22 protein-coding genes and 1 pseudogene are annotated in these 23,150 nt (G+C 63.9%); 14 read left to right on the forward strand and 9 right to left on the reverse strand.

The genetic code is table 11. From position 1 onward, the window contains the following. Window positions 1-76 precede the first annotated feature (76 nt). From RND64_RS04655 to RND64_RS04685, 7 genes are all read left to right on the forward strand, one after another. On the forward strand, window positions 77-394 hold the full coding sequence (locus tag RND64_RS04655) for a transposase (RefSeq protein WP_005172740.1): 318 nt from the start codon (window positions 77-79) through the stop codon (window positions 392-394). Next, the gene (locus RND64_RS04660; RefSeq protein WP_005172744.1) at window positions 391-1,284 is read left to right on the forward strand and encodes an IS3 family transposase; all 894 of its coding nucleotides are present in this window, start codon (window positions 391-393) and stop codon (window positions 1,282-1,284) included. Before RND64_RS04655 ends, RND64_RS04660 begins: the two co-directional genes overlap by 4 nt. Before the next feature lie 316 nt (window positions 1,285-1,600). Continuing rightward, complete coding sequence (locus RND64_RS04665) at window positions 1,601-2,116, forward strand: TIR domain-containing protein (RefSeq protein ID WP_005174202.1); 516 nt, start codon at window positions 1,601-1,603, stop codon at window positions 2,114-2,116. A gap of 17 nt (window positions 2,117-2,133) precedes the next feature. Further along, window positions 2,134-2,955 carry a macro domain-containing protein gene (locus RND64_RS04670; RefSeq protein ID WP_217999514.1) on the forward strand — a complete coding sequence of 274 codons (822 nt, stop codon included), beginning with the start codon at window positions 2,134-2,136 and terminating at the stop codon, window positions 2,953-2,955. Next, window positions 2,952-3,428: an HIT family protein gene (locus tag RND64_RS04675; protein WP_005174206.1), complete on the forward strand. Its 477-nt coding sequence runs from the start codon at window positions 2,952-2,954 to the stop codon at window positions 3,426-3,428. The genes RND64_RS04670 and RND64_RS04675 overlap by 4 nt, the downstream gene beginning before the upstream one ends. Window positions 3,429-3,731: 303 nt before the next feature. Beyond that, the gene (locus RND64_RS04680; RefSeq protein ID WP_156525565.1) at window positions 3,732-3,923 is read left to right on the forward strand and encodes a hypothetical protein; all 192 of its coding nucleotides are present in this window, start codon (window positions 3,732-3,734) and stop codon (window positions 3,921-3,923) included. Between the two features lie 225 nt (window positions 3,924-4,148). Beyond that, the gene (locus RND64_RS04685; protein WP_231895604.1) at window positions 4,149-4,664 is read left to right on the forward strand and encodes a helix-turn-helix domain-containing protein; all 516 of its coding nucleotides are present in this window, start codon (window positions 4,149-4,151) and stop codon (window positions 4,662-4,664) included. A gap of 31 nt (window positions 4,665-4,695) precedes the next feature. Here RND64_RS04685 and RND64_RS04690 read toward each other — a convergent pair whose 3' ends face one another. The 3 genes from RND64_RS04690 to RND64_RS04700 all read right to left on the reverse strand — a co-directional run bounded on the left by RND64_RS04690 (window position 4,696) and on the right by RND64_RS04700 (window position 7,591). Further along, on the reverse strand, window positions 4,696-6,402 hold the full coding sequence (locus RND64_RS04690) for a protein rep (RefSeq protein WP_005174213.1): 1,707 nt from the start codon (window positions 6,400-6,402) through the stop codon (window positions 4,696-4,698). A 320-nt stretch (window positions 6,403-6,722) separates the two neighbouring features. Then, entirely contained in the window at window positions 6,723-7,004 is a 282-nt protein-coding gene (locus tag RND64_RS04695; protein ID WP_049697786.1) for a cyclic-phosphate processing receiver domain-containing protein, read from the reverse strand. A gap of 53 nt (window positions 7,005-7,057) precedes the next feature. Beyond that, window positions 7,058-7,591 (reverse strand): DUF1990 family protein, encoded by a 534-nt coding sequence (locus RND64_RS04700; RefSeq protein WP_270483373.1) that lies wholly within the window; start codon window positions 7,589-7,591, stop codon window positions 7,058-7,060. A 67-nt stretch (window positions 7,592-7,658) separates the two neighbouring features. Between RND64_RS04700 and RND64_RS04705 the strand changes: the two genes are divergently transcribed. The 4 genes from RND64_RS04705 (at window position 7,659) to RND64_RS04720 (ending at window position 12,222) form a co-directional block, all read left to right on the forward strand. Next, a complete protein-coding gene (locus tag RND64_RS04705; RefSeq protein ID WP_270483372.1) occupies window positions 7,659-8,720 on the forward strand; it encodes a hypothetical protein in 1,062 nt (353 codons plus the stop codon). A 264-nt stretch (window positions 8,721-8,984) separates the two neighbouring features. Next, window positions 8,985-9,632 carry an NUDIX hydrolase gene (locus RND64_RS04710; protein WP_270483371.1) on the forward strand — a complete coding sequence of 216 codons (648 nt, stop codon included), beginning with the start codon at window positions 8,985-8,987 and terminating at the stop codon, window positions 9,630-9,632. A gap of 115 nt (window positions 9,633-9,747) precedes the next feature. Continuing rightward, the gene (locus RND64_RS04715; RefSeq protein ID WP_270483370.1) at window positions 9,748-10,302 is read left to right on the forward strand and encodes a YceI family protein; all 555 of its coding nucleotides are present in this window, start codon (window positions 9,748-9,750) and stop codon (window positions 10,300-10,302) included. Between the two features lie 210 nt (window positions 10,303-10,512). Continuing rightward, window positions 10,513-12,222, forward strand: coding sequence for an adenylate/guanylate cyclase domain-containing protein (locus RND64_RS04720; RefSeq protein WP_270483369.1), 1,710 nt, complete (start codon window positions 10,513-10,515; stop codon window positions 12,220-12,222). Window positions 12,223-12,267: 45 nt separating this feature from the next. Here the strand turns inward: RND64_RS04720 and RND64_RS04725 are convergent, their stop codons facing one another. From RND64_RS04725 to RND64_RS04735, 3 genes are all read right to left on the reverse strand, one after another. Continuing rightward, window positions 12,268-14,064: an alpha/beta hydrolase gene (locus tag RND64_RS04725; protein WP_270483368.1), complete on the reverse strand. Its 1,797-nt coding sequence runs from the start codon at window positions 14,062-14,064 to the stop codon at window positions 12,268-12,270. After that, window positions 14,064-14,282, reverse strand: a complete 219-nt coding sequence (locus RND64_RS04730; protein WP_270483367.1) for a hypothetical protein — start codon at window positions 14,280-14,282, stop codon at window positions 14,064-14,066. The genes RND64_RS04725 and RND64_RS04730 overlap by 1 nt, the downstream gene beginning before the upstream one ends. A gap of 362 nt (window positions 14,283-14,644) precedes the next feature. Then, complete coding sequence (locus RND64_RS04735) at window positions 14,645-15,274, reverse strand: alpha-ketoglutarate-dependent dioxygenase AlkB (protein ID WP_270483366.1); 630 nt, start codon at window positions 15,272-15,274, stop codon at window positions 14,645-14,647. 194 nt (window positions 15,275-15,468) lie between these two features. On the opposite strand from RND64_RS04735, the gene RND64_RS04740 reads away from it, so the two are divergent. Together RND64_RS04740 and RND64_RS04745 are read left to right on the forward strand one after the other, a co-directional pair. Next, window positions 15,469-17,703 (forward strand): MMPL family transporter, encoded by a 2,235-nt coding sequence (locus tag RND64_RS04740; RefSeq protein WP_270483365.1) that lies wholly within the window; start codon window positions 15,469-15,471, stop codon window positions 17,701-17,703. Window positions 17,704-17,740: 37 nt separating this feature from the next. Next, window positions 17,741-18,397: pseudogene (locus tag RND64_RS04745) on the forward strand (TetR family transcriptional regulator). A gap of 9 nt (window positions 18,398-18,406) precedes the next feature. On the opposite strand, the gene RND64_RS04750 reads toward RND64_RS04745, so the two are convergent. After that, window positions 18,407-18,997 (reverse strand): TetR/AcrR family transcriptional regulator, encoded by a 591-nt coding sequence (locus RND64_RS04750; protein ID WP_270483364.1) that lies wholly within the window; start codon window positions 18,995-18,997, stop codon window positions 18,407-18,409. Between the two features lie 126 nt (window positions 18,998-19,123). On the opposite strand from RND64_RS04750, the gene RND64_RS04755 reads away from it, so the two are divergent. Beyond that, window positions 19,124-20,152 carry an NADP-dependent oxidoreductase gene (locus RND64_RS04755; protein WP_270483363.1) on the forward strand — a complete coding sequence of 343 codons (1,029 nt, stop codon included), beginning with the start codon at window positions 19,124-19,126 and terminating at the stop codon, window positions 20,150-20,152. A 22-nt stretch (window positions 20,153-20,174) separates the two neighbouring features. Here RND64_RS04755 and RND64_RS04760 read toward each other — a convergent pair whose 3' ends face one another. Together RND64_RS04760 and RND64_RS04765 are read right to left on the reverse strand one after the other, a co-directional pair. After that, entirely contained in the window at window positions 20,175-21,326 is a 1,152-nt protein-coding gene (locus RND64_RS04760; RefSeq protein WP_270483362.1) for a pyridoxal phosphate-dependent aminotransferase, read from the reverse strand. A 21-nt stretch (window positions 21,327-21,347) separates the two neighbouring features. Further along, complete coding sequence (locus tag RND64_RS04765) at window positions 21,348-23,015, reverse strand: DNA repair helicase XPB (RefSeq protein ID WP_331436459.1); 1,668 nt, start codon at window positions 23,013-23,015, stop codon at window positions 21,348-21,350. Window positions 23,016-23,150 lie beyond the last annotated feature (135 nt).

Consider the following 23,150-nt stretch of genomic DNA (forward strand, 5'->3'; position numbering starts at 1 on the left):
ATGCTGCTTGAACCTCCCCAGTTTGAGTGGACACCTGAGATAGCGGGGCGAAGGGTCCTGCTGGGAGGATGTCTACATGTCCAGGACGCGTCGGTCGTTTACGCCTGAGTTCAAGGCGGAGGCTGCTCGTCGGGTGATCGACGGGGGACGGCCGGTCACCGAGGTCGCACGTGAACTCAACGTGCACGAGAACTTGTTGGGCAAATGGGTTCGCGCTGAACGGATGCGCGATGGTGTCGCCGACGAGATGCGCAATGCCCCACCGGACCGGGATCTGTCGGCTGGTGAGCACGCGGAGTTGACCCGGTTACGCGCGGAGCTCGCCGAGAAGGATCGCGATCTAGCGTTCCTGAAAAAAGTATCGGCGTACTTTGCGGCGCAGCAACATCGGTGAGCAAGTTCGAGCTCATCGCCGCGGAGTGCGCCGACCACGACATCACGAAACTCACTGAACTGCTCGGTGTTTCACGATCCGGATTCTACGCGTGGGTGGATCGGCAACGCCGCACTGAACTGACAGCGCGACAGCAGTGGCGTCGCGATTTGGAGGTGAAGATCCTCGCCCACTGGCAGGCATCCACGCGCACCTATGGTTCACCGCGGATCACCGCCGACCTGCACGCCGAGGGTGTCGCGGTCTCGGAGAACACCGTCGCCAAGATTATGGCCGAGATGGGTATCGAGGGCATCAGCCCACGCACCTTCAAGGTCAAGACCACCCAGGTCGATCCGACCGCGACGTTCCCACCGGACCGGGTCGGGCGGGTGTTCGACCAGGGTGGCATCGACCTGGTCTGGACCTCCGACATCACGTATCTGACCTGCGGTGAAGGGGATGCGTATCTGTGTGCGATTCGTGATGAGCACTCGCGGCGGGTGCTGGGCTGGTCACTGGCCGATCACATGCGCACCGAGCTGGTCGAGACGGCCGTGGACGCCGCGGTGTTCACCCGCGGGGGGTCAGTGGCCGGCACCATCCTGCACAGCGACCGCGGCAGCCAGTACACCAGCCACGACATGGCCGCAGCATGCGGCAAGTACGACCTCAAGCGCTCGATGGGCGCGACGGGGATCTGCTGGGACAACGCCGGCGCCGAGTCGCTGTGGTCAACGGTCAAGCACGAGTACTACAAGCGGCACGCGTTCACCAGCTACACGAATCTTACTGCAGGACTTGACAATTACGTACGCTTCTACAATCATGACAGGAGGCACAGCTCGCTGGGAATGATCTCGCCCATCGCCTTCGAGATCAAGTCACTGACCAGTCAGCAATCAAGCTAACCGTGTCCACTTTTTCGGGGGAGCCTCAGCTTGTATCGAGACGGCCACCCGTCTAAGACGGGCGAGTCTCGTCACTTCCAGAGAGTTCTTCGTTCAGGTCGACCAGTAGTGATCCGCTTGGCGTGCCCGCTGTGTTACAAAACGCCGACCGAAGCCATCAAGCACAAGAAGTCACCCTTTCGGAGTACCTTAAGCGCCAGTATCCGAACAGACGGCTACTCCAGATGGAGTACGAGCGTGCGGCGGGTCCGCTGGCATCGGTGAGTGCAGTCGAGTCGTTACCGCCCTCAATGGAACCCCACAAAGGAGCCTAAAGATGAGCTACCGCAACAAGACTTATGTGGCCTTCGCAAGTGAAGACATCCACTATTACCGATTGATGACGGCTTGGAGGGAAAACAAGTCAATTGATTTCGACTTCGTCAATGCACACGACATCTACACTGCGCGTGACACCAGCACGCCTGACACCATCAAGCGCCGCCTGCGTGAGCGGTTGAATAACACAAAACAAGTCGTGCTACTCGGAAGCTCAGACGCCCGGCGTAAAGGCGGGAACGGGACGTCATTTCTTGCCTATGAAGTGGGAGCGATCCTCGCTCTGAACCTGCCCGTGGTCGTTGCGAACCTGAACGGATCCCGAGTAGGTGTCAGCGGCAACATTCCTGCCCCGTTCTCCGCGAACGACTACTTCACGATGTCGGTCTCGTTCGGCCCCACAATCATTAAATATGCACTGGACCACTATGTTCCCGACTTCGCCAGTTCGGACAAGACCGGCTCCTATCACTACAAAGAGTCGGTATACGAGAGCCTGGGATTGAATAACTAGTGCGATACAAACGGTCGGTGAGACGGTACGCCGAAGGACTGGCCCGGCGATTCCTCGAAGCATTGGGCGCGTTGGCTGTTCTGGCCGGGGCGGTCGCTCTTTTCGCTCCAGATCTGATCAAGGGCCAATGGTGGCTTCTTATCGTTGCCGGAGCGATCGCCGCCGCGTGGGCGCTGATCTTCCTGCGGCAGAAGGACCCCGAGCAGCGGTTTCCTGCAGAGAACATCGTCATCAGGCTTATCACGGGCGACTTGTTCGACCAGAAGGAGTCATCGCTGATCGGGATGACCACAACTTTCGACACCGAACCGGGCATCATCGATAGGGGGAGTGTCCAGGGCAACATGCTTCGGGTGATCTACGGCGATTCGCAATCGCGACTCGATGCCGAGCTAGCATCTGCGCTGGCAGGGACAGCGACCGTTGGAACGATTACGAAGCCGGGCAAGAAGGACGTCTATCCGGTCGGCACCGTCGCGGTCCTTCGGGGCCAGGGTACATCGCACTACTACTGTGTTGCCTACACAACCATGGACGAACACAACCGAGCCAAGGGGACGATCCGGGGAATTCTGGACAGCCTCGACAGCGTGTGGGACGCTGCCGACCGCTGCGGAAACGGCGAACCGATCTGCGTGCCGCTGCTCGGTCAAGGCCAGTCCCGAATACCCGAACTCACGGCAGAAGTTGCTGTCAGACTCATTGCCTTCTCTTTCCTGCTTCGCACTCGTCGGTCGCGATTCTCCAAAGAGTTGCGTATCGTCGTACATCCCAATGAGATCGGCAAGATCGACCGTACCGAGTTTCAGGCGTTCCTACGCTCGTTGGTCGCCGGATGAACGACACCGACAGCAGTCTCGACATCCCAGATCAGAAACCCTGCGCGTTCTGTGACTACCTCAGTGGGGCAAGGCCATTCACCATCCTATGCCGCAACAACCTGATTGCCGTGCTTGTCACAAGAGAGCAGCGCGGCATCGGGCACCTGCTCGTACTTCCGGTGCGCCACTACCCGACTCTGCTTGAGTCTGAACCTGACGAACGCCACGCGATGATGGACACCCTTGCTTGGGCGGCCGCGGCAATCGATGCTGCGTTCGAGCGTCCGGGAATCGCGGTTTGGCAGAACAATGGCACGGCAGCCCACCAAGCGATTCCACACCTCCACTTTCACATCGCCGGCACTCTGCCCGGCGGTGGCACTGACTTCGATGACGTTCCCGAACTCTCGGTGGAGCAAACCGATCAGATCGCCGCACAGATCCTGGCGGCAGCACCAATTAGCTCCGAACTCGGATTCACTACCGGGTAGATATTCGCACCACAGCGATGACAGGCACTACAACCTTGAGTTCACGTCATGCTGGTCGCGGGAGGGTGGCTGATTCGCCAGCTAATCCTCTTGCGACTCAGTCACCGCCAGCGATGCGCACGCCCCTAGTCCGTCAAGGTTGAAAATCGAGTGCAGATAAGGTCAGGCCGGGTCACACAAGACGATATCGTGGACCCACAGTGGGCGTGCGTCCGCGAGAAACCCATGTTGATGACGAGGTTCATGGATCGGCCCACCGCGAGTCATGGGTCGATCGCAAGTCGAACGGAGTGGCGTAACACGATGTCAGATCCAGATCGCTGGAAGAGCTTTTCTGAGGAAGAACTTCTCGAATATATTTCCGACCGCTTGCCCGAAATCAAACATTACATCAAGAATGCTGACTGGCGTGGTGGTCTGCAGAAGTCAGAGAGCGTTGCCTCCGCGGCCGACGAGCTCCTGGCGAGATTTAAAAACTACGACGGTGCAAAGTAACGTTGATTAATTCGTGAGGGCCTTAACGCCGAATTCAGCCAAGTTGCGTTCATTCCTTGAACTCGGAGTTGGATTGGTCTGATCGTTTGTAGTACCAGTTTCAACTGGTAACCTGTGCCGATGCAAGGGGATATGGACACCGAGCGACCGTCTGGCGATGACGATGTGAGTAAGCTCGCTGAAGCTTCACGCCGGGTGGCCGCGAGTAGGGCGGTCTCTCACCAGGTGACCGCCCTCCTTCAAGAGCAGGTCGAGGCGGCGTTGGCGAAGACGGATCGCAAGGCAGATATGCCGTGGGTAACGTACGTCAGTGTCACCAGCGGGTTGACGGGCGGCAATCTGGAGCGTCTGATGCCGCCGTGTGAGGCTCGGAGACCGGCTCCAGCGAGTGACGAGAAGCCGCGCACTCCTAAGCCGAAGAAGAGAGACGCTACCGCACCTAACGATCGCCCGGCCAAGTCCTTGACCGCAGACCGCGCCGAGGTCGATGGCTACCGCGAGGCCATGGAACCAGAGGCCGCAGAGTGCCGACTCCGTGAACTGCGAAAGGACGCAGGTTACACACAGACCGCCCTGGCGAAGCTCATCGGTGTGGGAAAAAAGCACGTCTCGCAGATGGAGCACGGGCAAATCGCCGCCGCGCGGATCGCGACTCTCCGCAAATATGTCGAAGCCACCGGCGGTGAACTGGAGGTGACCGTCAAACGATCCGACGGCAGTCGGGTTCCTCTAGCCATCTGAGCTGTGGCCCGTTAGTCCGCCTATTGATTGTTCAAGGCTTTCGCTCCAGGTACCGCATCCTCTGCTCCTCGAACTCCCAAAGTCCGAGAGCGGCGTCGTCGGTCAACAACTCCACGCCGAGCGTTGTGCACGTCAGCTGCAGTGCCGACATCCCCTGAGCTTCGAGCACAGCACCCAGACTCTCTACGCACTTCCCGCCGCTGATCAGCTTTCGCACCGACTCCGCGGGCATGACTGCAACGACCTCAGCATCGTCGACTGAGGCATCCTGAGCCAAAACGTCGTCGTCGACATCCGCATCCTTCAGCTTCAACAGCTTGACTAGGCCCTTCTTGCCCGTACGTTTGTCCTCGCGACTCATCGTCACCTGACGCCGGTTCAGGCTAAACGTCTCCCATTCCTCCCAATGAGCCTTGGCCCAGCCCCACATCTTGCGTAGCTTCGCGCTGCTCGCCACACCTAGCTTCGCGTTCATACTCATCATGTCTTCCAGCTCACGAACCATCCCGAGGAGCGCGAACGGCGTGTAGCCGCCTTGCGACGTCTTGCCCGTATGAGCCAACGCCTCCAACGCGAGACGCCGACCATCGGCCAACTGCGCTGCCGATCGCGCTCCACTCTTGGCGAGATAGTCTGCAAGACTTGGATTTTCGAGCATGGCCTTCTCGATGTCGCCTTCGTGGGCGGCGAGGTTCTCCAACTTCATTGCGCGCACATCAATGCCGTGCTCCCAACCCGCATCGAATCCAGCTCGACGAAGACCGGCCGTCCAGCGCTCAAACAGCCGAACTTTCAGCGAGGCACGCTCAATCGCCGTGAGCAGTCGCTGCTCAATGAAGTACAGGACGTGAAAGTGCACGTGCCAACCATTCTCCCAGGACAGTGTGCACTCCGTGGTCCTGTGGTATCCGGCGATAGCGAAGTCCGCCTGATCCCTCTTCCATGCGCGACCACTCACCACTCGTCGCTGCGCCGTCATCAACGCGTTCCAGACATCCTCCAGGGCGTCGTCCCGGTCATGCCGAACGGTGAAAGTCACCATCACGACCGAGTTCCCCGCAGACACCCAGCGCGCAATCCCGCGACCGAGATCCATCGCGCGCTTCACCGCAATCCTGTGCGCGCACACCGGACACGCCCACACGCTGCCGCACGTCGATAACCCCGCAACAGAGACATTCCCAGCCGAACCCACTTTGAACGCCGCACCATGCGGAAACGGAGTACCGCATTTGCGCACCCGGTCCAGAGTCGTGATCCGGCGGGCTGTCGCACGCCCCTTACCTCGCTCGTCGCGTGCCTCCGCACGAGCCCGACGTCGACTCCGCGCGTTGCCGTTGTGGTTGCGATCCGATCCGCGGAAACGTTGTCCGCGTTTAGTACCCAGGTCCACCCGGCCATTGCGCTGAACGCTCCGATTGCCTGCGCTCCCGCCGCTTCCGGCCTCCCGGCTCCCACTACGGCCCTGCCCCTCCCGGCCTCCCGCTCCCGCGCGGCCGTCGGGGCCCCACCCTCCGGGCACCCCACCGTCCGCGCTCCCGCTCCCGGCCTCCCGGCTCCGGTCCTGCGTTCCCGCCGTCCGGCCTCCACCGGCTCCCGCTCCGGCCAACTCCATGCCAGGAAGGGCGGGCTCAAAACAACCTGCGCTGCCGCCCGACCCCTCCGGGGATCGGTTGCCACTGGAATTGTTCTTCCGTGGCTCGTGCGCAGATACACTGGTAGTCGGAATCGACCGCATCTCGGCTCCCGTACCCCCGGCCAGTTACCGCTGGCGCGGGGGCTCCTATTTCGGGAGCTATCCATCAATCTGGGTCGGCCAAAGGTCGGCCAACCAGTGAAACGAGACAGTTCTCACCCGTCTCGTACGACGCGTAAGAACACCTATGACGTGCGAAAACCGTTCTAGCTCAGATGATCAACCATCTGAAAAGTGGAAGGTCGTCGGTTCGATCCCGACTCTGGCCACCAGTTAGCTACTCGAAAAAGACCATCCGGCTTGCCGGATGGTCTTTTGCTTTCGGTGACGGCTGCCCAATGCTTCCGGTCGCTGGGGCCGATTCAGCGGGTGACCCCAGGCCCGTAGCGCTCCGCCATTCCGACAAGCCATTCCACTCCGACGGGGTTCGAGCTGTGCACGCGCACGATCGGAGGCCATTGGTCGTGCTCGGACAGGTAGAGGGCGATCGGCCGCGTCGTGTCGTCGCCGCCGAGGTCGTGATCCAAGGACAGCTCTTCTACGACCGCCTCGCTCCGCAAGATCGCCAAGGCTTCGGCGCTCGATCGGGCAACGGTCCAGGTGTCGTCGGGCGGGTCGCGTAAGTCATCGACGTAGAGGCGCATCGCCGTGACGCTACGGGCGGGAATGACTTGGGGCTACAGAATTTCGCTCGCGCTCATCCCCGCAAGCCGCCCCCGAGTCGCGCCATCGCGGCCAAGTATCGCCGGGTCATCAGCCGCTGAGCGAGACGCGCGACGGGACCGCCGAGGCGGGTGTACCAGCGGGCAGGGCGAGAGAAGGCGTAGATCGTCGCGACCACCGAGCCATCGGTTCGTAGCTCGACCGCGAACAATTCCTCGCCACTCTCCGGATGCCCGGGAAGTGTGCCGTAGGCGAACCCGGCACGATCTGGCTCGTCGACGACGTAGACCACCCGACATGGAATGCGAACCGGCCCGAGAAACCACGCGGTGAGGACGATGATGGTGTCGACCTGCGCCGACGTCGTACTCGCGTGAACCTGCAGCCCGGCACCTCGCTGCATGCCGTACCGGAGAACCGCGTCGCTGATCGTGTGGAAGTCGGACTCGCCGTGACCAACGAGGCGCTCGGCCCGTACGACGTGGGCACTCGCCGGAGGCGTGCCGCGGGTCGCGCCGACGTCGTCGTACGTGAACGGCTCAAGCTCCCAACGGCCGAGGTCAGACATCACGCCATTCTAGTGACCCTGTCCGATTTGGAACTCACGCTGCACCGTCACGCGCAACAATCGCCTCATGTCGGCTCGGCAAACAACCGTCCTGGTGCGCAGCGTCTACGGAACCGCGGCGGTGCAGTGGTTCCTCATCTTCGCGATCGGCACGATTCTCGTGACGCGTGCCTACCTGCGTCTGACCGGCTACCCGCAGATCGGAAACGGCACGCTGCACATCGCCCACGCACTGTGGGGCGGGGCGCTCATGATGCTCGCGCTGGTCTTCGGTTGGCTCCTGCTCGGTTCGACGCCTCGCGTCGTCGCGGTGGTGATGGGTGGTATCGGATTCGGTCTGTTCCTCGACGAAGTGGGCAAGTTCGTCACCAAGGACAATGACTACTTCTACGGTCCGTCGGCCGAGATCATGTACCTGCTGGTGGTGCTGATCTTGCTGATCAGTCGGTTCGTCCGCGATCTCAAGCGACCATCGGTGCCCGAGGCGATCGCGAACGCAGCGGTGATCGCGGCCGACGGTGTGGCGCACGGACTTCCGGAGAGTCGACGCCGCCAGGCCGCCGACCTCCTCGACTTCGCCGAGGCGCGCGACGCCGATCCTGCACTCGTGACGCACATTCGCGGTCTGCTCGACGCGAGTGTCGACACCCCGGACCGGTTGACCCGGGTGCGTGCCCGTGCGCTCGCGTTGATCCCGAACTTCTTCCGACGACGCTGGTGGGTGACACTGATCGGCTGGCTGCTGGTCGTCAGTTCCGCGCTGACGGTGATCGTGGGTGCACTCGGGTTGTACGTGAATCACCGTGACTACGGGATCTATCTCGAACTCAGTCGCGACCCCACCGCAGCATGGATTCTCTTCGTGAGCGGCGTGGTGACGCTCGCGTGCTCGGCGTCGGCGATGATCGGTCGCCGCCACACCGACCGCGTCTGGCCGCTACGCGCGCTACGGATGGCGGCGCTCGTCTTCACTATGGCCAACGCCCTCGTCGACTTCGCGCTCGACGGCTTCGGAGCGCTCTACAACCTGGCGCTCGGTCTGTTCGCGCTGGCGATCATCGACTATCACCTGCGGGCGGCAGTCGCGCGTGCGAGCGCGAACCACGAGCACGGACAGCTACGCGTCTAGCGCCCCGAACCGCCCATGCTGCGCGCATAAAAGTTCAACCCCGGTCGGTTGCTCAGCGCGGCGAGAAGAACCAGGACGATGAGGGTGACAACGATCGCGGACATGATCTGCCTTGTCTGGGAGAAGTTTTCGATTCGCAAGTGCGTCAATGGTGGCCGATCGTCGTGGTGGAGAAAAGGTGCGCCGATGCAGATCACGCGTGCGCCGCCAGTGTGTGTGCAGGCACATCGGTTAGCGATTCTTCGACCGTGGTGAACTGAATGTGTGACATCCATCGATCGCACGATCGCCACCGATCGCATCGCAGCACTTGAACGTCGCGTCGTCGACGATCCTGATGCCAGGCCCGCCGCCGTCGCCATCGTGATCTCGAATCAAGCCGACCGACAGGGAATCTGGGTTCTGCGCCGTCCGCTGACCATGCGTCGCCATGCCGCACAGTTCGCACTTCCCGGCGGACGCCTCGACCCGGGAGAGGGGATCGTCGACGCCGCGCTGCGGGAACTGCACGAGGAACTCGGGGTAGCGCTCGACACCGACGACGTACTCGGACTGCTCGACGACTATCCGACGCGATCGGGCTTCGTCATGACGCCCGTCGTCTGCTGGGCGCCGGACGACGCGCCGCCTCCGACGCCGAGCCCCGACGAGGTGTCGGAACTGTTCTTCGTGCCTCTCGACGACCTACTCGACGAACCACGGTTCATCGCGATCCCCGAATCGCCGCGTCCGGTCATCCAACTCCGCATCCCAGGGCTGCGCCGCGACCCCGACGACTACTCGCCGAGCGGTCACTCCGCGTTGCTCCACGCACCGACAGCAGCGGTGATCTATCAGTTCGTCGAGGTCGTCCTGCGAGGTCGCGATACCCGCGTCGATGGCTTTGAGCAGCCAGTATTCGCCTGGAAATAAAAACTTTGCCCCGGTGGAATGAAATCGGACCGCGGTCCGTTTAGAATGAGCGATGGGCCGAGAAGACGGTCCACGGACCACAACCCGAAACGACAAGAAGCCGAGGAGTTTCACCATGACCACAAGCACCGTCAAGGCCCCCATCGAGGCCGGCGTCTGGAACATCGATCCCACCCACTCGACCGTCGGCTTCGTCGTGAAGCACCTGATGGTGAGCAAGGTTCGCGGCAAGTTCGAGTCGTTCAGCGGAACCATCACCGTCGCCGAGGACGGCACCCCTTCGGTGCAGGCCGAGATCGACGTCACGACCATCACCACCGGAAACCCGCAGCGTGACGGCCACATCAAGTCGGCCGACTTCTTCGACGCCGACCAGTTCCCCAAGGCGACCTTCGTCTCGACCAGCGTGCGCCCCGACGGTGACAACTTCGTGCTCACCGGCGACTTCACCCTGCACGGCGTGACCAAGTCGGTCGACCTCGCACTCGAGTTCAACGGATCGAACGCGGGCATGGGCCAGGGCGCTGTTGCCGGCTTCGAGGCAACCACCGTGATCAACCGCAAGGACTTCGGCATCGACATCGAGATGCCCCTCGAGGGTGGCGGCGTCGTCGTCGGTGACAAGGTCACCATCAACCTCGAGATCGAGGCGCTCAAGGCGCAGGCCTGATCCCTTCGAGACCACTCGTGCGATGAGTCGATGACCTCGACATGACGTACGAGTCCACGGCCGGTGCCGTTCCCGTTAGTCCCCCGGGTGCGGCGCCGGCCTTTTTGGCGTTTCGGCTTGCGTCGTCACACACGATCGAGTTCTGATCGCGGCATTTCGCCTGTCACAATGAACTGTCATATGTGACACAACAGGCAGAAAGGCGCCTCGGTGCATCCGCAACGCTCCCGCGACCACGATGACAGGTGGTCTCGCGCGCGGCGTCGATACTCCACATTCGTGTGGGGAGTCGAGCGACCTCCGACGTTGCGCGAATGGGGTGGCATCGGCCGGGCGGAGCGTATTCGGCTCGCCCGCCGCGCGAGCGTGATCGCCGGTTCGGCAATCGTCGGCAGCAACGTGCTCGTCGGTCTCGAGACGTTCCTGCTGGTCCAGCTCGCGTACAACGGTGGCCAGATGACGTTCGCCACGACGCTGGGCGCACCGAACTTTCCGGCCGTCGTCGCGACGATCGGTGTTGGCCTCGTGGTCAATGTGGTGCTGGTCTTCGCGGTGATGGTGCCGCAGTTGCGCTGGTTCATCAGCGGCGAGCAGGCCGATCGGGAGCGTCGACGATCCGTCCAACGAATCCCGTTCGCGCAGGCTGCCGCCACGATTGTCGGCTGGCTACTGGCCGTGCTCAGCTACGTGTTGCTGTCGTTGGACAGGCTCAGCGCCGACGACCTGCTCGGCGTCGCGGTCGCCTTCGCGCTTGCCGGTCTGTCGATCGGATGCCTCACCTACCTCTTCGCCGAACGCTCGGCCCGCCCGCTACTGATCATTGCGCTGCAGGATCACCCGGCGACCCATGCGGTGCAGGGCGTGCGAGCCCGTATGGCAGCGGTGTGGGCGATCAGTTGCCTCGTGCCGATGAGCGGATTGCTGATCATCAACCTCGGGAGGGGATCGGGACTGTTGCCCCCGGCTGCCGGCCGGATCGATTGGACGACGGTGGTGCTGGCCGCAGTCGGCCTCGCTGCGGGAGTGCGCGTGATCATGCTGGTCGGGCAGGCCATCATCGATCCGCTCACCGAACTGCGGCACGCCGTGCAGCGGGTCCAGGATGGCGACCTCACCACCCACGTCGACGTGTACGACTCGTCGGAGCTCGGCGTGCTGCAACACGGCTTCAACGAGATGGTGGAGGGCCTCGACGAACGTGAGCGGATGCGTGAACTGTTCGCGCGGCACGTCGGCGACACCGTCGCGCAACTCGCCATCGAACACGGTGCAGGTATGCACGGATCGAACTGCCAGGTCGGGGTGCTGTTCGTCGACATCGTCGGATCCACCACGCTGGCCGAGCATCGGGCGCCGGAAGATACCGCGGCGCTCCTCAACTCGTTCTTCTCTGTTGTCGCCGACGTGGTCGATAGACACGGCGGCTTCGTCAACAAATTCGAGGGCGACGCGGCGCTCGCTGTGTTCGGTGCCCCCGTCGAACTCGACGACCCCGCAGCGGCAGCACTCGCCGCCGCGCGCGACCTCGCCAGGGGCCTGACCGAGGCGCTCGAGATCCGGTGGGGGATCGGGGTTTCCTACGGAACCGTGTTCGCCGGCAACATCGGTGCCGAACGGCGCTACGAGTACACCGTGATCGGCGACCCGGTCAACGAGTGTGCCCGGCTGTCGGAGGCGGCCCGCAGCGGTCGGTATCCGGTTCTTGCCAGCGGCGAGGCGATCGACGCGTCGGAGGACGAGAGCGAAAACTGGACGGCGGTTGATCGTCGAGTGGTGCGCGGGCGCAGTGAGATCACCGAGATGTATGCCCCGATCGGCCTCGACGGCCAGACCCCGTTGTCGATCGGCGGGTTGATCTCCGGACTGCTCGGACCCGCGATCCGGATGGCGACGGGCTCGTCCAAACACTCCGACAAGTAAACGCGCGCAGGTCATTTCGGTAGTCGCATCATTTCGGCGGTCTCATCATTTCGGCAGGCGCAGCGGGACGTCGGGAAGGCCGGGCACGTCGATCACGCCTGCTTCCGCCAGGTGCTTCAGTGCCCCGACGATCGGAATGTCTGGTGCTCGATAGACGTACGGGGTCGGCTCCTCGCCGACGACGACGCGCGCGATGTTGTTGAAGGCGTCGGAGTTCGGGTCGTCCCAGTAGTCGCCGTGGCCTGCGGTGCCTGCCACGAGCCGCCGGGGATGCTGTCCGTCATCACCGAAGTAGCCCGAGTCCATGCGCGTCACGCCAGGGGCGGTGTCGGGATCGGCGCCGTGCGGATTGCCGGGTAGCGATTGGATGCCCTGGATGAGGTCGCCCGGTGCGGTCATCGAGAACCGCTCGACGTGCGGGTTGGCGTTGTCCCACCCGCCCTCGAACACTCCGGTGCCCGCCGACGACGCATAGATCACCCGATCGGCGCGCAGTCCCAATTGTTCGGCCGATCCGACGACCGAACCCCCGTAGGAGTGGCCGATGAAGGTGGTCTTCGCGTCGGGGGCGTGGCGGGCGATCTCGGCGTCGAGTTCACGACCGAAATCGACGAGTCCCGGTGCCATCCTGCGAGCGAAGGCGGGGTCGGCTGCCGAATCGTCCAAGGACTTCTCCGCCCCCGACCGAGCGCCGTCCCGCGCACCCGGCAGGCCATCCCGCAGGCCGCCCTCCAGCGCGTCGAGCGCGGCGGAGGGCGCACCCTCGTAACCCATCTTCTGCGGTAGTTCACCGTTCATGTACACGAAGACCGGCCCGTTGGTTTCCTTCGCGAGGTTCCATGCGGAGTTGCTGTTGCGCAGGCTGCCATTCATGTTGCTGTTCGTTCCGGGAACCACCACAGCAGCGTTGCGTGTGGTGGACTCGAAGGTACCGATCATCTCGATGTGACGGCCGTTGCCGGTGTTGTCGAATGCGATGAATCTGCGCTCGGTCTGATTGTCGTCGGCAAAGTAGGCGCCTGCGTTGTCGCGGTCGACGGCGGAGGCGGGGTCGTTCTTCTGTCGCAGGAACTCGGTCAGCATCTGTGCGCGTTGACCCTCACCACGTCCGGCTGCGATCTCCGCTGCCAGTGCGGTGCGGATGTTGATCTCGTTGGCATCGGCGCGGGTGTCGAACGGCACGCCGTCGAGGTTGCCCATGACGTTCGGATCGGCCTGGATCAGACGACGCACGTCGGTGGGACTCATTGACTCCAGGTACTGGCGTCGGTGTTCGGCGGGTAGGTTACGCAGATCAGCGACCACCCGGTCCGGGTCGGCGCGGGTGCCGCCGGGCAGCGTGACGTCGGGCTGTCCGTTGACCATGGCTGCGATGTCGGATGCCAATTCGCCGATCCGACGGCCATAGTCGGTGTCGAATTCGGTGAGGGTGTCGATGCCGATGGCGATCCGGTTCTCGCGGACGAAGGCGTTCATGTCCTCGTCGGGATCGGCGTGGGTCACCTCGCCGGTGTCGGACACGGTGAACCCGTCGGCGATCGCGTTGTCGACCTCGCGGATCAGATACGCCCGTGCATGGGCGATGTCTGTGGCGGCGTCCTTGGCCTCGTCGGCGATTTGGTTCAGCACGTTACGTACCTCGGAGGCGTGGTCGCGTTCTTCGGTGATCCGCATCTGCGCGGCCTCGTGGGTTGCGCCTCGCCACGAGGCGGCGTCGTTCAGTGATCGCTCGACTGCCGCGAGGGACGTGTCGAGCGTCTGAGCTGCGGCCTGTGCGGCCGCGCCTGCGGCCGAGATCGCGTTGGTACTCCATCCGCGCACCGCTGAGATGGTCGGTTTCATCAGCGGGTCGGCACGCTGCGTAGGGATGCCGCTGCGCGATCGTCGCGATCGATCGCCATGGCATTGAACGTCATGAGCGAATCGGCCAGTGTCGCAAGCCGAGCCGAGATCGAGGCGATCGTCGGAACCGCCGAGGTTGACGCCGAGTGGAGTGCCGTCGTCACGTCACTCATCGCACCGGACACCGCCGACAGCGCGTCGAGTTTCAGCTCCGCCACGACCTTCGATTCACGTCGCCATGCACTCGCGGTCTGCTCGATCTCCTCGGGTCGAACTCCGAAAGGCGCTCGGGCAGAAGCGGATTGGTCAGGGTCTGATCGATTAGGGCCAGGCCCAGGAGCAGGGGTGCTGTCCTCGCGGTCCGGCTTCCTCGCTCTGTTGAGGAGTTCGGCCAAACCTTCTCCGATGACATCCGCCATGCCATCGAGCGGCAGTTGAGGTGCTGTCACGTGTCGGTCCCCCTGATGTCACAGTCAGATGTTCCCGTCGGCTGGCACCGACGGCACAGACTCTGACGCACCCAAGGGGGTAGAGGTTCCAAAAATCTTTGGGTTCCGAAAATCTTTTGGGAGTCTCCCGCTCACCACACGCCGGGTGGGCGGAACTGCACGCTCATTCGCGCCCCGACGCCGCGGACCTTCGGCACCGCGTGCTCCCAGGTGCGTTGACAACTCCCGCCCATTACCAACAGATCGCCCGCCGACAACGTGAACTTCAATGACGCTCCGCCGCCGCGCGGCCGCAGTGCCAACGGGCGCGGTGAGCCGAGGGAGACGATCGCGACCATCGTGTCGTGGGTGGCGCCACGCCCGAACCGGTCGCCGTGCCACGCAACCGAATCCGACCCGTCGCGATACAGGCACAGGCCCGCGGTCGCGAAGCCCTCGGGCAACTCGTCGCGGTAATGCGCTGTCAGGGCCGCCCGCGCGTCGATGAGTAACGGGTCGGGGAGTTCGTCACTCGCGTGGTAATTGCAGACGAGGCGTGGGACGTCGACAACTCTGTCGTACATCCGACGACGTTCGGCCCGCCACGGAACGTCGGCGTGCAGAGCGTCGAAGAGGTCGGTGCTGCCTGCTATCCATCCCGGCCGCAGATCGACCCACGCGCCGTTGGTCAGGACTCGACGCTCGACGTGCGATCCGAGATCGCGCAGCCGCGGCGACTCGGCGTCAAGGTCGAAGATCGATCCCTGGACTCCTGCGCTCATGGACGTCAGCCTACACCGATATCGAACGTGTGTTCGCAAGGCGGTCGCAGGCGCTCGCGTGGGACGTCGCTCACAATCGCGGCTCGGAGGTGGCACATCGGCCGGAACGATCTGTATACCGGAGCACAAGTGTTAGCAACTAACACTTCTTAGTTGCTACCGGAATGTCGGAGTCTTCTCGAGGGAGTGCACAGATGGCGTCGTTGTTGTTTCGGGTGGGACGGTTCTCGTTCCGCCACAAGTGGTGGGTGATCGGGGCCTGGGTGGTCATCGCCGCGTTGCTCATCGGGCTCGTGGGTGCGTTGACTCCGAAGTTCGCGAAAGACTTCGAACTCCCCGGAACCGACTCCGGGACCGCGACCTCGCAGGTCGAGGAGTACTTCCCTGAGGCGATGAAGCAGCAATCGCAGGCGTCGACCAGCGTCCTCGTCGCCGCGGACGACGGGCTGGCCGCCCATTCCGCTCAGATCGACGCACTCGTCGCCGACCTGCACACCCTGCCCGACCTCACCGACAAGGCAACGGTGCTGAACCCGGTCACCGTCGCCGCGGCCAAACCCGAGCTCGCGTCGTCGGTTCTCGGTGACGGCGGCAAGGTCGGTTTGATCCAGGTGCGGCAGAACATCGAGCTGACCGACCTCACCGTCGAGAACAAGAAGCAGTTGACCGACATCCTCGAGAAGCATCGGGGCAATGGGCTGCAGGTCGAGGCCACTGGTTCGCTGATGAGTGTCATGGAGGCGGGCGGCAAGGCCGAGCTGATCGGTTTCGCGGTCGCCTTCGTGGTGATGATCGTCGCCTTCGGGGCGCTGGTCGCCGCGTTCATCCCGCTGATCACCGGACTGATGGGCGTGATGATCACCATCATGCTGCTGCGGCTGAGTGCCGAGGTCATGACAGTCAACGAGACCGCGACCGCGATCGTCACCATGCTCGGCATCGCCGTGTCGATCGACTACGCGCTGTTCATCGTCTCGCGCTACCGCGGCGAGGTGAAACGCGGCGGAGACAGGGCCGACGCCGCGGGTCGCGCGGTGGGTACGGCAGGCTCCGCGGTGGTCTTCGCCGGTTTGACCGTGATCATCGCTGTCGTCGCGCTGATGGTGGTCGGGATCCCGCTGATCACCCAGATGGGTGCGGGCGCCGCCGTCGCGGTGTTCATGGCCGTGATCGCCGCGCTCACCCTGATCCCCGCGCTGCTCGGCGCCGTCGGACGTTTCGCGTTCACCCCGCGCATCCCGTGGATCAAGCACGCAGAAGAATCCGACACCGCCGACACCAACGGAGTTCGCTTCGGCCGCATGGTGGTTCGACGACCGATCCCGTTCATCGTCGCGGGTCTCGCGGTGCTGGTGCTCGCGGCGATCCCGGTCGGCAAGCTGCAACTGGGACTCTCGCTCTCCAGCGACGACGAGGCTCCCGCGCAGGCACTGCTGCAGCGCGGCTTCGGTGAGGGCATCAACGGCCCGCTGCTCGTCGTGCTGCACTCGGAGAACGGCACGGTCGAGAAGGCGGCCAGCGAGACGGTCGCGCACATCAAGACGCTGCCCGACGTCGCCAACGCGTCGACGATGACGTGGCTGGGCAACGGCACACCGCAGCCGAACGTCGGGGCAACCGCCGCGCTGATCTCGGTGACGCCCGAGAGCGCGCCGTCGGATCAGGCGACGCACGACCTCATGGAGCAGATCCGCGCGTTCAGCCCCGAGGCTCAGCGGGCAGGGGCAGAGCTGCACGTCGGTGGCCAGACGGCGATCATGTCCGACCTCTCCGCCAAACTCGACAAGGCGCTGATCCCATATCTGATCGTGGTGGTCGGGTTGGCATTCCTGATCATGATCGCGGTGTTCCGGTCGATCTGGGTCCCGCTGATCGGAACGATCGGCTTCATCTTCTCGGTGTTGGCGACGTTCGGTGTGACGGTCGCGATCTTCCAAGAGGGTTGGTTCGGTCTGATCGACAACACCAAGCCGATCCTGTCGTTCCTCCCGATCTTCCTGATCGGCGTGGTGTTCGGCCTCGCGATGGATTACCAGGTGTTCCTGGTGACGCGAATACGTGAGGAGTACATCCACGGGATGAGTGCGAAGGATGCGATCATCGCCGGCTACCGCCACGGCGCGCGTGTCGTCACATCGGCGGCGATCATCATGATCAGCGTGTTCGCCGCGTTCATGCTCTCGCCCGACACGACGGCCAAGATGCTCGGCTTCTCGCTGGCAACAGCGGTCCTGTTCGACGCCTTTATCATTCGCATGATGGTCGTGCCCGCTGTGATCACATTGCTGGGCGATAGGGCATGGGGTCTGCCACGATGGCTGGACAAGCTGGTTCCCAACCTCGACATCGAGGGCGAGAAGGTGCGCGACCGCGGCATCCCGCAGGCGAGCACCGACGAACCTCGCGAGGTGGCCGCGGCGTCGAGTTGAGCGGACCGGGAAAAGAGTAGATAGGGAGAGCACTGCGATGACCGAGGCGACGAGTACGGCAGCGATGGCTTCCGCGCCCGCCTCGGTCTCGCATGCGCCCGCCGCCCCGGTGCCGCCGATCGGGTTGCGCGAGAAACACAAACGTCGTACCAGGGCGGCGATTCGGGCGGCGGCGATGGAACTCTTCGACGCCAACGGCTACGCCCAGACGACGGTCGCGCAGATCGCCGAGGCGGCCGACGTCTCGCACACCACCTTCTTCCGTTACTTCCAATCCAAGGAGCAGGTGGTCATCAGCGATGACCTCGACGACGAGTGGTAGGCGGTCCTCGAGGCAATCCCGCCGGGACTCGGCCGATTCGATCTGCTCCGCGCGATGGTGCGGGGACTGGTCGAGTTGGTGTTGGCCGACGACTGGGCGTCGGACCCGGCTCGCATGAAGCTCATCCAGTCCGAGCCCGCGCTGCTGCTGGTCAATCAGATCGAATCCGACCGCGCGATCTCGGAGGCAGCAGATTTCATCGCCGACTATCTCGGCGTGGAGCGCGACAATCCACGGTTACGCGTCTTCATCGCGGCGGTCGGCGGCATGATGTTCCACATCGCCAACGGCACCGAGGACGTGCGCGACGGCAGATTCCTCGAGACGCTTCTCGAGGCGATCGACCTGCTGGAGCAGGGCCTACCGCTGTGAGCTCGCGCGCTACGCAGACGTGCCGAGTGCGCTGGTCGCTGCGTCGAGCGTGCGTGCCGCTTCGTCGGGATTGATGCGTGCCAGGCACTGCGCAGCGATGATCGCGGCGACGGTGAGTCGTGTGTGATGGTCGACGATGCTCGACGACGCGTCGGGCATGTGTGCCGCGATGCCGCGTCGGACCGCGTCGGACAACATCGCCCGATAGTTCTCGATGACGCTGTGTACCGCATCGTCGGCGCCGATCGGTGTCGCCGACGCGGTGAGTATGAGGCATCCCGACGGCGTCGCAGCGTCGGCCGCCGACGCTGCCGTGATGGCGTCGCGCAGGTCCGAGAGGTACGAGCCGATGGCGTCGGGGTGCACGTCGTCGCGGTTCAGCTCGGTCAGCAGCGGTGTGACGATGGTGGTCAGGTAGTCGTCGACCGCGGCGTCGAACAGTCCGCGCATGCTGCCGAACGCGTGATAGATGCTGGAGCGGCCGACACCTGACGCGCACTCGACGTCGGCAACCGAGACGTCGCTGAAACCCTTCTGCCAGAACAGATCTCGGGCAGAAGCGATGAGTTCGGTCGAATCGAACGTTGCGGTGCGTCCCACGGCTGCCTCCTCACACTGATTTTGCAACGGTCATTCTACTATGCCTATAGTGCAATGAACAGTCCAGAATATGCGCTGAACCAGAATGTGCCTTGACTGCGCACCCACACCGAGGAGAGTGGAGACATGACCGCAACCAGTACCCAGATCCAGTTGGTGTCCCGTCCGGTCGGATGGCCGAAGCAGTCCGATTTCCGCACCGTGACAGTCGTTCTCGACGATCTCGAGCCGGGAGAGGTGCGCGTGGCCAACGAGTTCATGTCCGTGGACCCGTACATGCGCGGGCGGATGATCGACACTCGCAGCTACGTTCCGCCTTTCAGGCTCGACGAGACGATGACCGGGGGCGCTGTGGGGCGCGTCGTCGAATCTCGCTCCGATGACGTGCCGGTCGGCGCGTTGGTGCTGCATCAGTACGGTTGGCGCGACGTGGCACAAGGTCCGGCGAAGGCGTTCACCGTGCTACCGGAGCCGCCGTCAGATGCCAACGGCGACAAGGCGTTCGACTCGTCGCTCTATCTCGGCGTGCTCGGCATGACGGGTCTGACCGCATACGTCGGCTTGACCGAGATCGCGAAGATGAAGCCAGGCGACATCGTGTTCATCTCCGGCGCCGCGGGTGCCGTGGGGACCGCCGCGGGTCAGATCGCACGATTGCTCGGCGCAAAGGCGGTGATCGGCTCGGCGGGTAGCGACGAGAAGGTCGAGTTGCTCACCGGCCGTTACGGATTCGACGCCGCGGTCAACTACAAGGACGGCCCGATCCGCAAGCAGTTGCGCGCAGCCGCTCCCGACGGCATCGACGTCTACTTCGACAACGTCGGCGGCGACCACCTCGAGGCAGCCCTCGACGCATTTAACGACGGCGGGCGCGCGGCGCTCTGCGGCGCGATCGTCAGCTACAACTCGACCGAGCGGGTTCCCGGCCCGGACAACATGTCCAACATCATCACCCGCGCACTGACGCTGACCGGTTTCACCGTCGGACATCACTTCGACAAGGCGCCGGAGTTCACCGCCAAGATGTCGGAGTGGCTCGCGGCCGGCGATGTGGTCTTCGACGAGACCGTCGTCGACGGCATCGACCACGCGATCGACGCCTTCCTCGACATGATGCGCGGCGCGAACGTCGGAAAGATGGTCGTGCGCCTGTAGGTGACGGTCAGTGGGGTGGCGGTCAGAGTGTCCGCAGCCGCCGCGCGGCCTCGGCGATGACGTCGTCGCGTTTGGAGAATGCGAAGCGCACCATGTGTTTCCACGGCTCCTTGTCGTCGGCGAAGACGCTGACCGGCACCGCGGCGACACCGATCCGCTCGGGTAGTGTGCGGCAGAATTCGACGCCGTCGTCGTATCCGAGTGGGCGCGGGTCGGCGCAGACGAAATAGGTTGCCTCGCTGCGATGTACGTCGAACCCGGAGTCGACGAGCGCCGAGGTGAGCAGATCGCGCTTGGCCTCGAGTTCTGCCGCGGACTTGCGCACCCATTCCATCTCGTTGTCGAGGGCGACAGCAACCGCCGGCTGAAACGGCCCCGACCCGACGTAGGTCATGAACTGCTTGGCCGCGCGTGCCGCCGCGACCAGTTCGGACGGGCCGCTGATCCAGCCGACCTTCCAGCCGGTGCAGTTGAATGTCTTTGCGGCGCTGGAGATTCGCAGGGTTCGTTCGCGCATTCCGGGTAGCGTCGCCAGCGGGGTGTGCGTGCGACCGTTGAACAGAAGGTGCTCGTACACCTCGTCGGTGACGGCCACGACGTCGTGCTCGATGCACAGGCGCGCGATCTCGGCGAGGTCATCGTCGGAAAGCACCGTCCCGGTGGGGTTGTGCGGTGAATTGACCAGCACGACAGAGGTTTTCGGTCCGAATGCGTCGGCAAGTCGTTCGCGGTCGAGCCGGAATCCGTCGCCGTCGGCGATGAGCGGGACGACGCGTCGAACCCCGCCTGCCATCGCAACCGTTGCGGCATAGGAGTCGTAGTACGGCTCGATCATCACCACTTCGCGCCCCGGTTCGACCAGCCCGACGATCGCGCCCGCGATGGCCTCGGTGGCGCCGACGGTGATGAGCACCTCGGAGTCGGCGTCGTAGTCGAGACCGTAGTGCTCACGCTGGTGCCGCGCGACGGCGTGGCGCAGCGCCGGGACACCGATGCCCGGCGGGTACTGGTTGTGTCCGGTCGAGATCGCGTCCTTCGCGGCGGCCAACATCGATGCGGGCCCGTCGGTGTCGGGGAAACCCTGGCCGAGGTTCACTGCATCGTGAGCCACGGCCAGCGCCGACATCTCGGCGAAGATCGTGCTGGAGAACGGACGAAGGCGCTCGACGGTCATGGGGTCAGGGCTAACCGTGGATCAGTCCACGGACTCCTCGCCGATGGCCGGGCCGAGCAGGTCGTCGGCGTCGGTGATGCGGTACGCGTAGCCCTGCTCGGCGAGGAAACGCTGCCGGTGGGCGGCGTAATCGGCGTCGAGGGTGTCGCGCGACACCACCGAATAGAAGTGCGCCTGGCCGCCATCCTTCTTGGGGCGCAACAGACGACCGAGTCGCTGTGCCTCCTCCTGACGAGACCCGAACGTGCCCGACACCTGCACCGCGACCGACGCCTCCGGCAGGTCGATCGAGAAGTTCGCGACCTTCGAGACGACGAGCGTCTGCAGCTCTCCCGAGCGGAAGCGGTCGAACAGCGCCTCGCGCTCCTTGTTCTTCGTCGAACCCTGGATCACCGGGGCGTCGAGTTCACGCCCGAGTTCTTCGAGCTGGTCGATGTACGCGCCGATGACCAGCGTCGGCGACCCCGCGTGCTTGGCCAGGATCGACTTCACGACGTTGACCTTGGTGTGCGCCGTCGAGCAGAGCTTGTACTTCTCCTCGTTCTCGGCGACCGCGTACTGCAGGCGCTCCTCGTCGGTGAGCGTCACGCGCACCTCGACGCAGTCGGCAGGCGCGATCCAGCCCTGCGCCTCGATGTCCTTCCACGGAGCGTCGTAGCGCTTGGGTCCGATGAGGCTGAATACGTCGCCCTCGCGGCCGTCCTCTCGCACGAGCGTCGCGGTCAGACCGAGTCGACGCCGCGACTGCAGGTCGGCGGTCATGCGGAACACGGGCGCGGGCAGCAGATGCACCTCGTCGTAGACGATGAGGCCCCAGTCGCGGGAGTCGAACAGATCGAGATTCTTGTACTCGCCCTTCAACTTTCGCGTCATCACCTGATACGTCGCGATGGTGACGGGACGAATCTCCTTGCGCTCACCCGAATACTCGCCGATCTCCTCCTCGGTGAGCGACGTACGCGCGATGAGCTCACGCTTCCACTGCCGTCCCGCAACGGTATTCGTCACCAGGATGAGCGTCGTCGCCTGCGCTTTGGCCATCGCCGCGGCACCGACCATCGTCTTGCCCGCACCACAGGGCAGCACGACGACACCCGAGCCGCCCGCCCAGAACGAGTCGGCAGCCATCTCCTGATAGTCGCGCAGATGCCACTCGTCCTGCTCCAACTCGATCGGATGCGCCTCGCCGTCGACATAGCCCGCGAGATCCTCTGCGGGCCAGCCCACCTTCAGCAGCACCTGCTTGAGCCGACCACGCTCCGACGGATGCACCACGACGGTGTCGTCGTCGATCCGCGCACCGAGCATGGGCGCGACCTTCTTGTTGCGCAGGATCTCCTCGAGGACCGCACGGTCGAAGCTGACGAGCGTCAAACCGTGAACGGGACTCTTCACGAGTTGTAGTCGCCCGAACCGGCCCATCGTGTCGACGATGTCCATGAGCAGCGGCTGCGGGACGGCATACCGCGAAAACGAGACGAGAGCGTCGACGACCTGCTCGGCGTCATGCCCGGCCGCACGCGCGTTCCACAGCGCCAACGGCGTCACCCGGTAGGTGTGCACATGCTCAGGCGCGCGCTCGAGCTCGGCGAACGGGGCGATCGCTCCACGCGCCGCCGCCGCATCGGGGTGATCCACCTCGAGCAGCAGCGTCTTGTCGGATTGCACGATCAGGGGTCCATCAGTCACCCGCGCCATTGTATAAGGGTTCATCTGTGCGGCTCGTGGCTGCGTCGTGTGCCACCGGCCGACGCGTGTCCCTTATGCCCGTTAAGTGACACTGTTCTGCGTGACTGTCGCGGCGTAGAGTAAGCGGAGCAAACC

The organism is Gordonia sp. w5E2 (genome assembly GCF_036540975.1).
In the GTDB taxonomy this organism is placed as follows: domain Bacteria; phylum Actinomycetota; class Actinomycetes; order Mycobacteriales; family Mycobacteriaceae; genus Gordonia; species Gordonia jacobaea.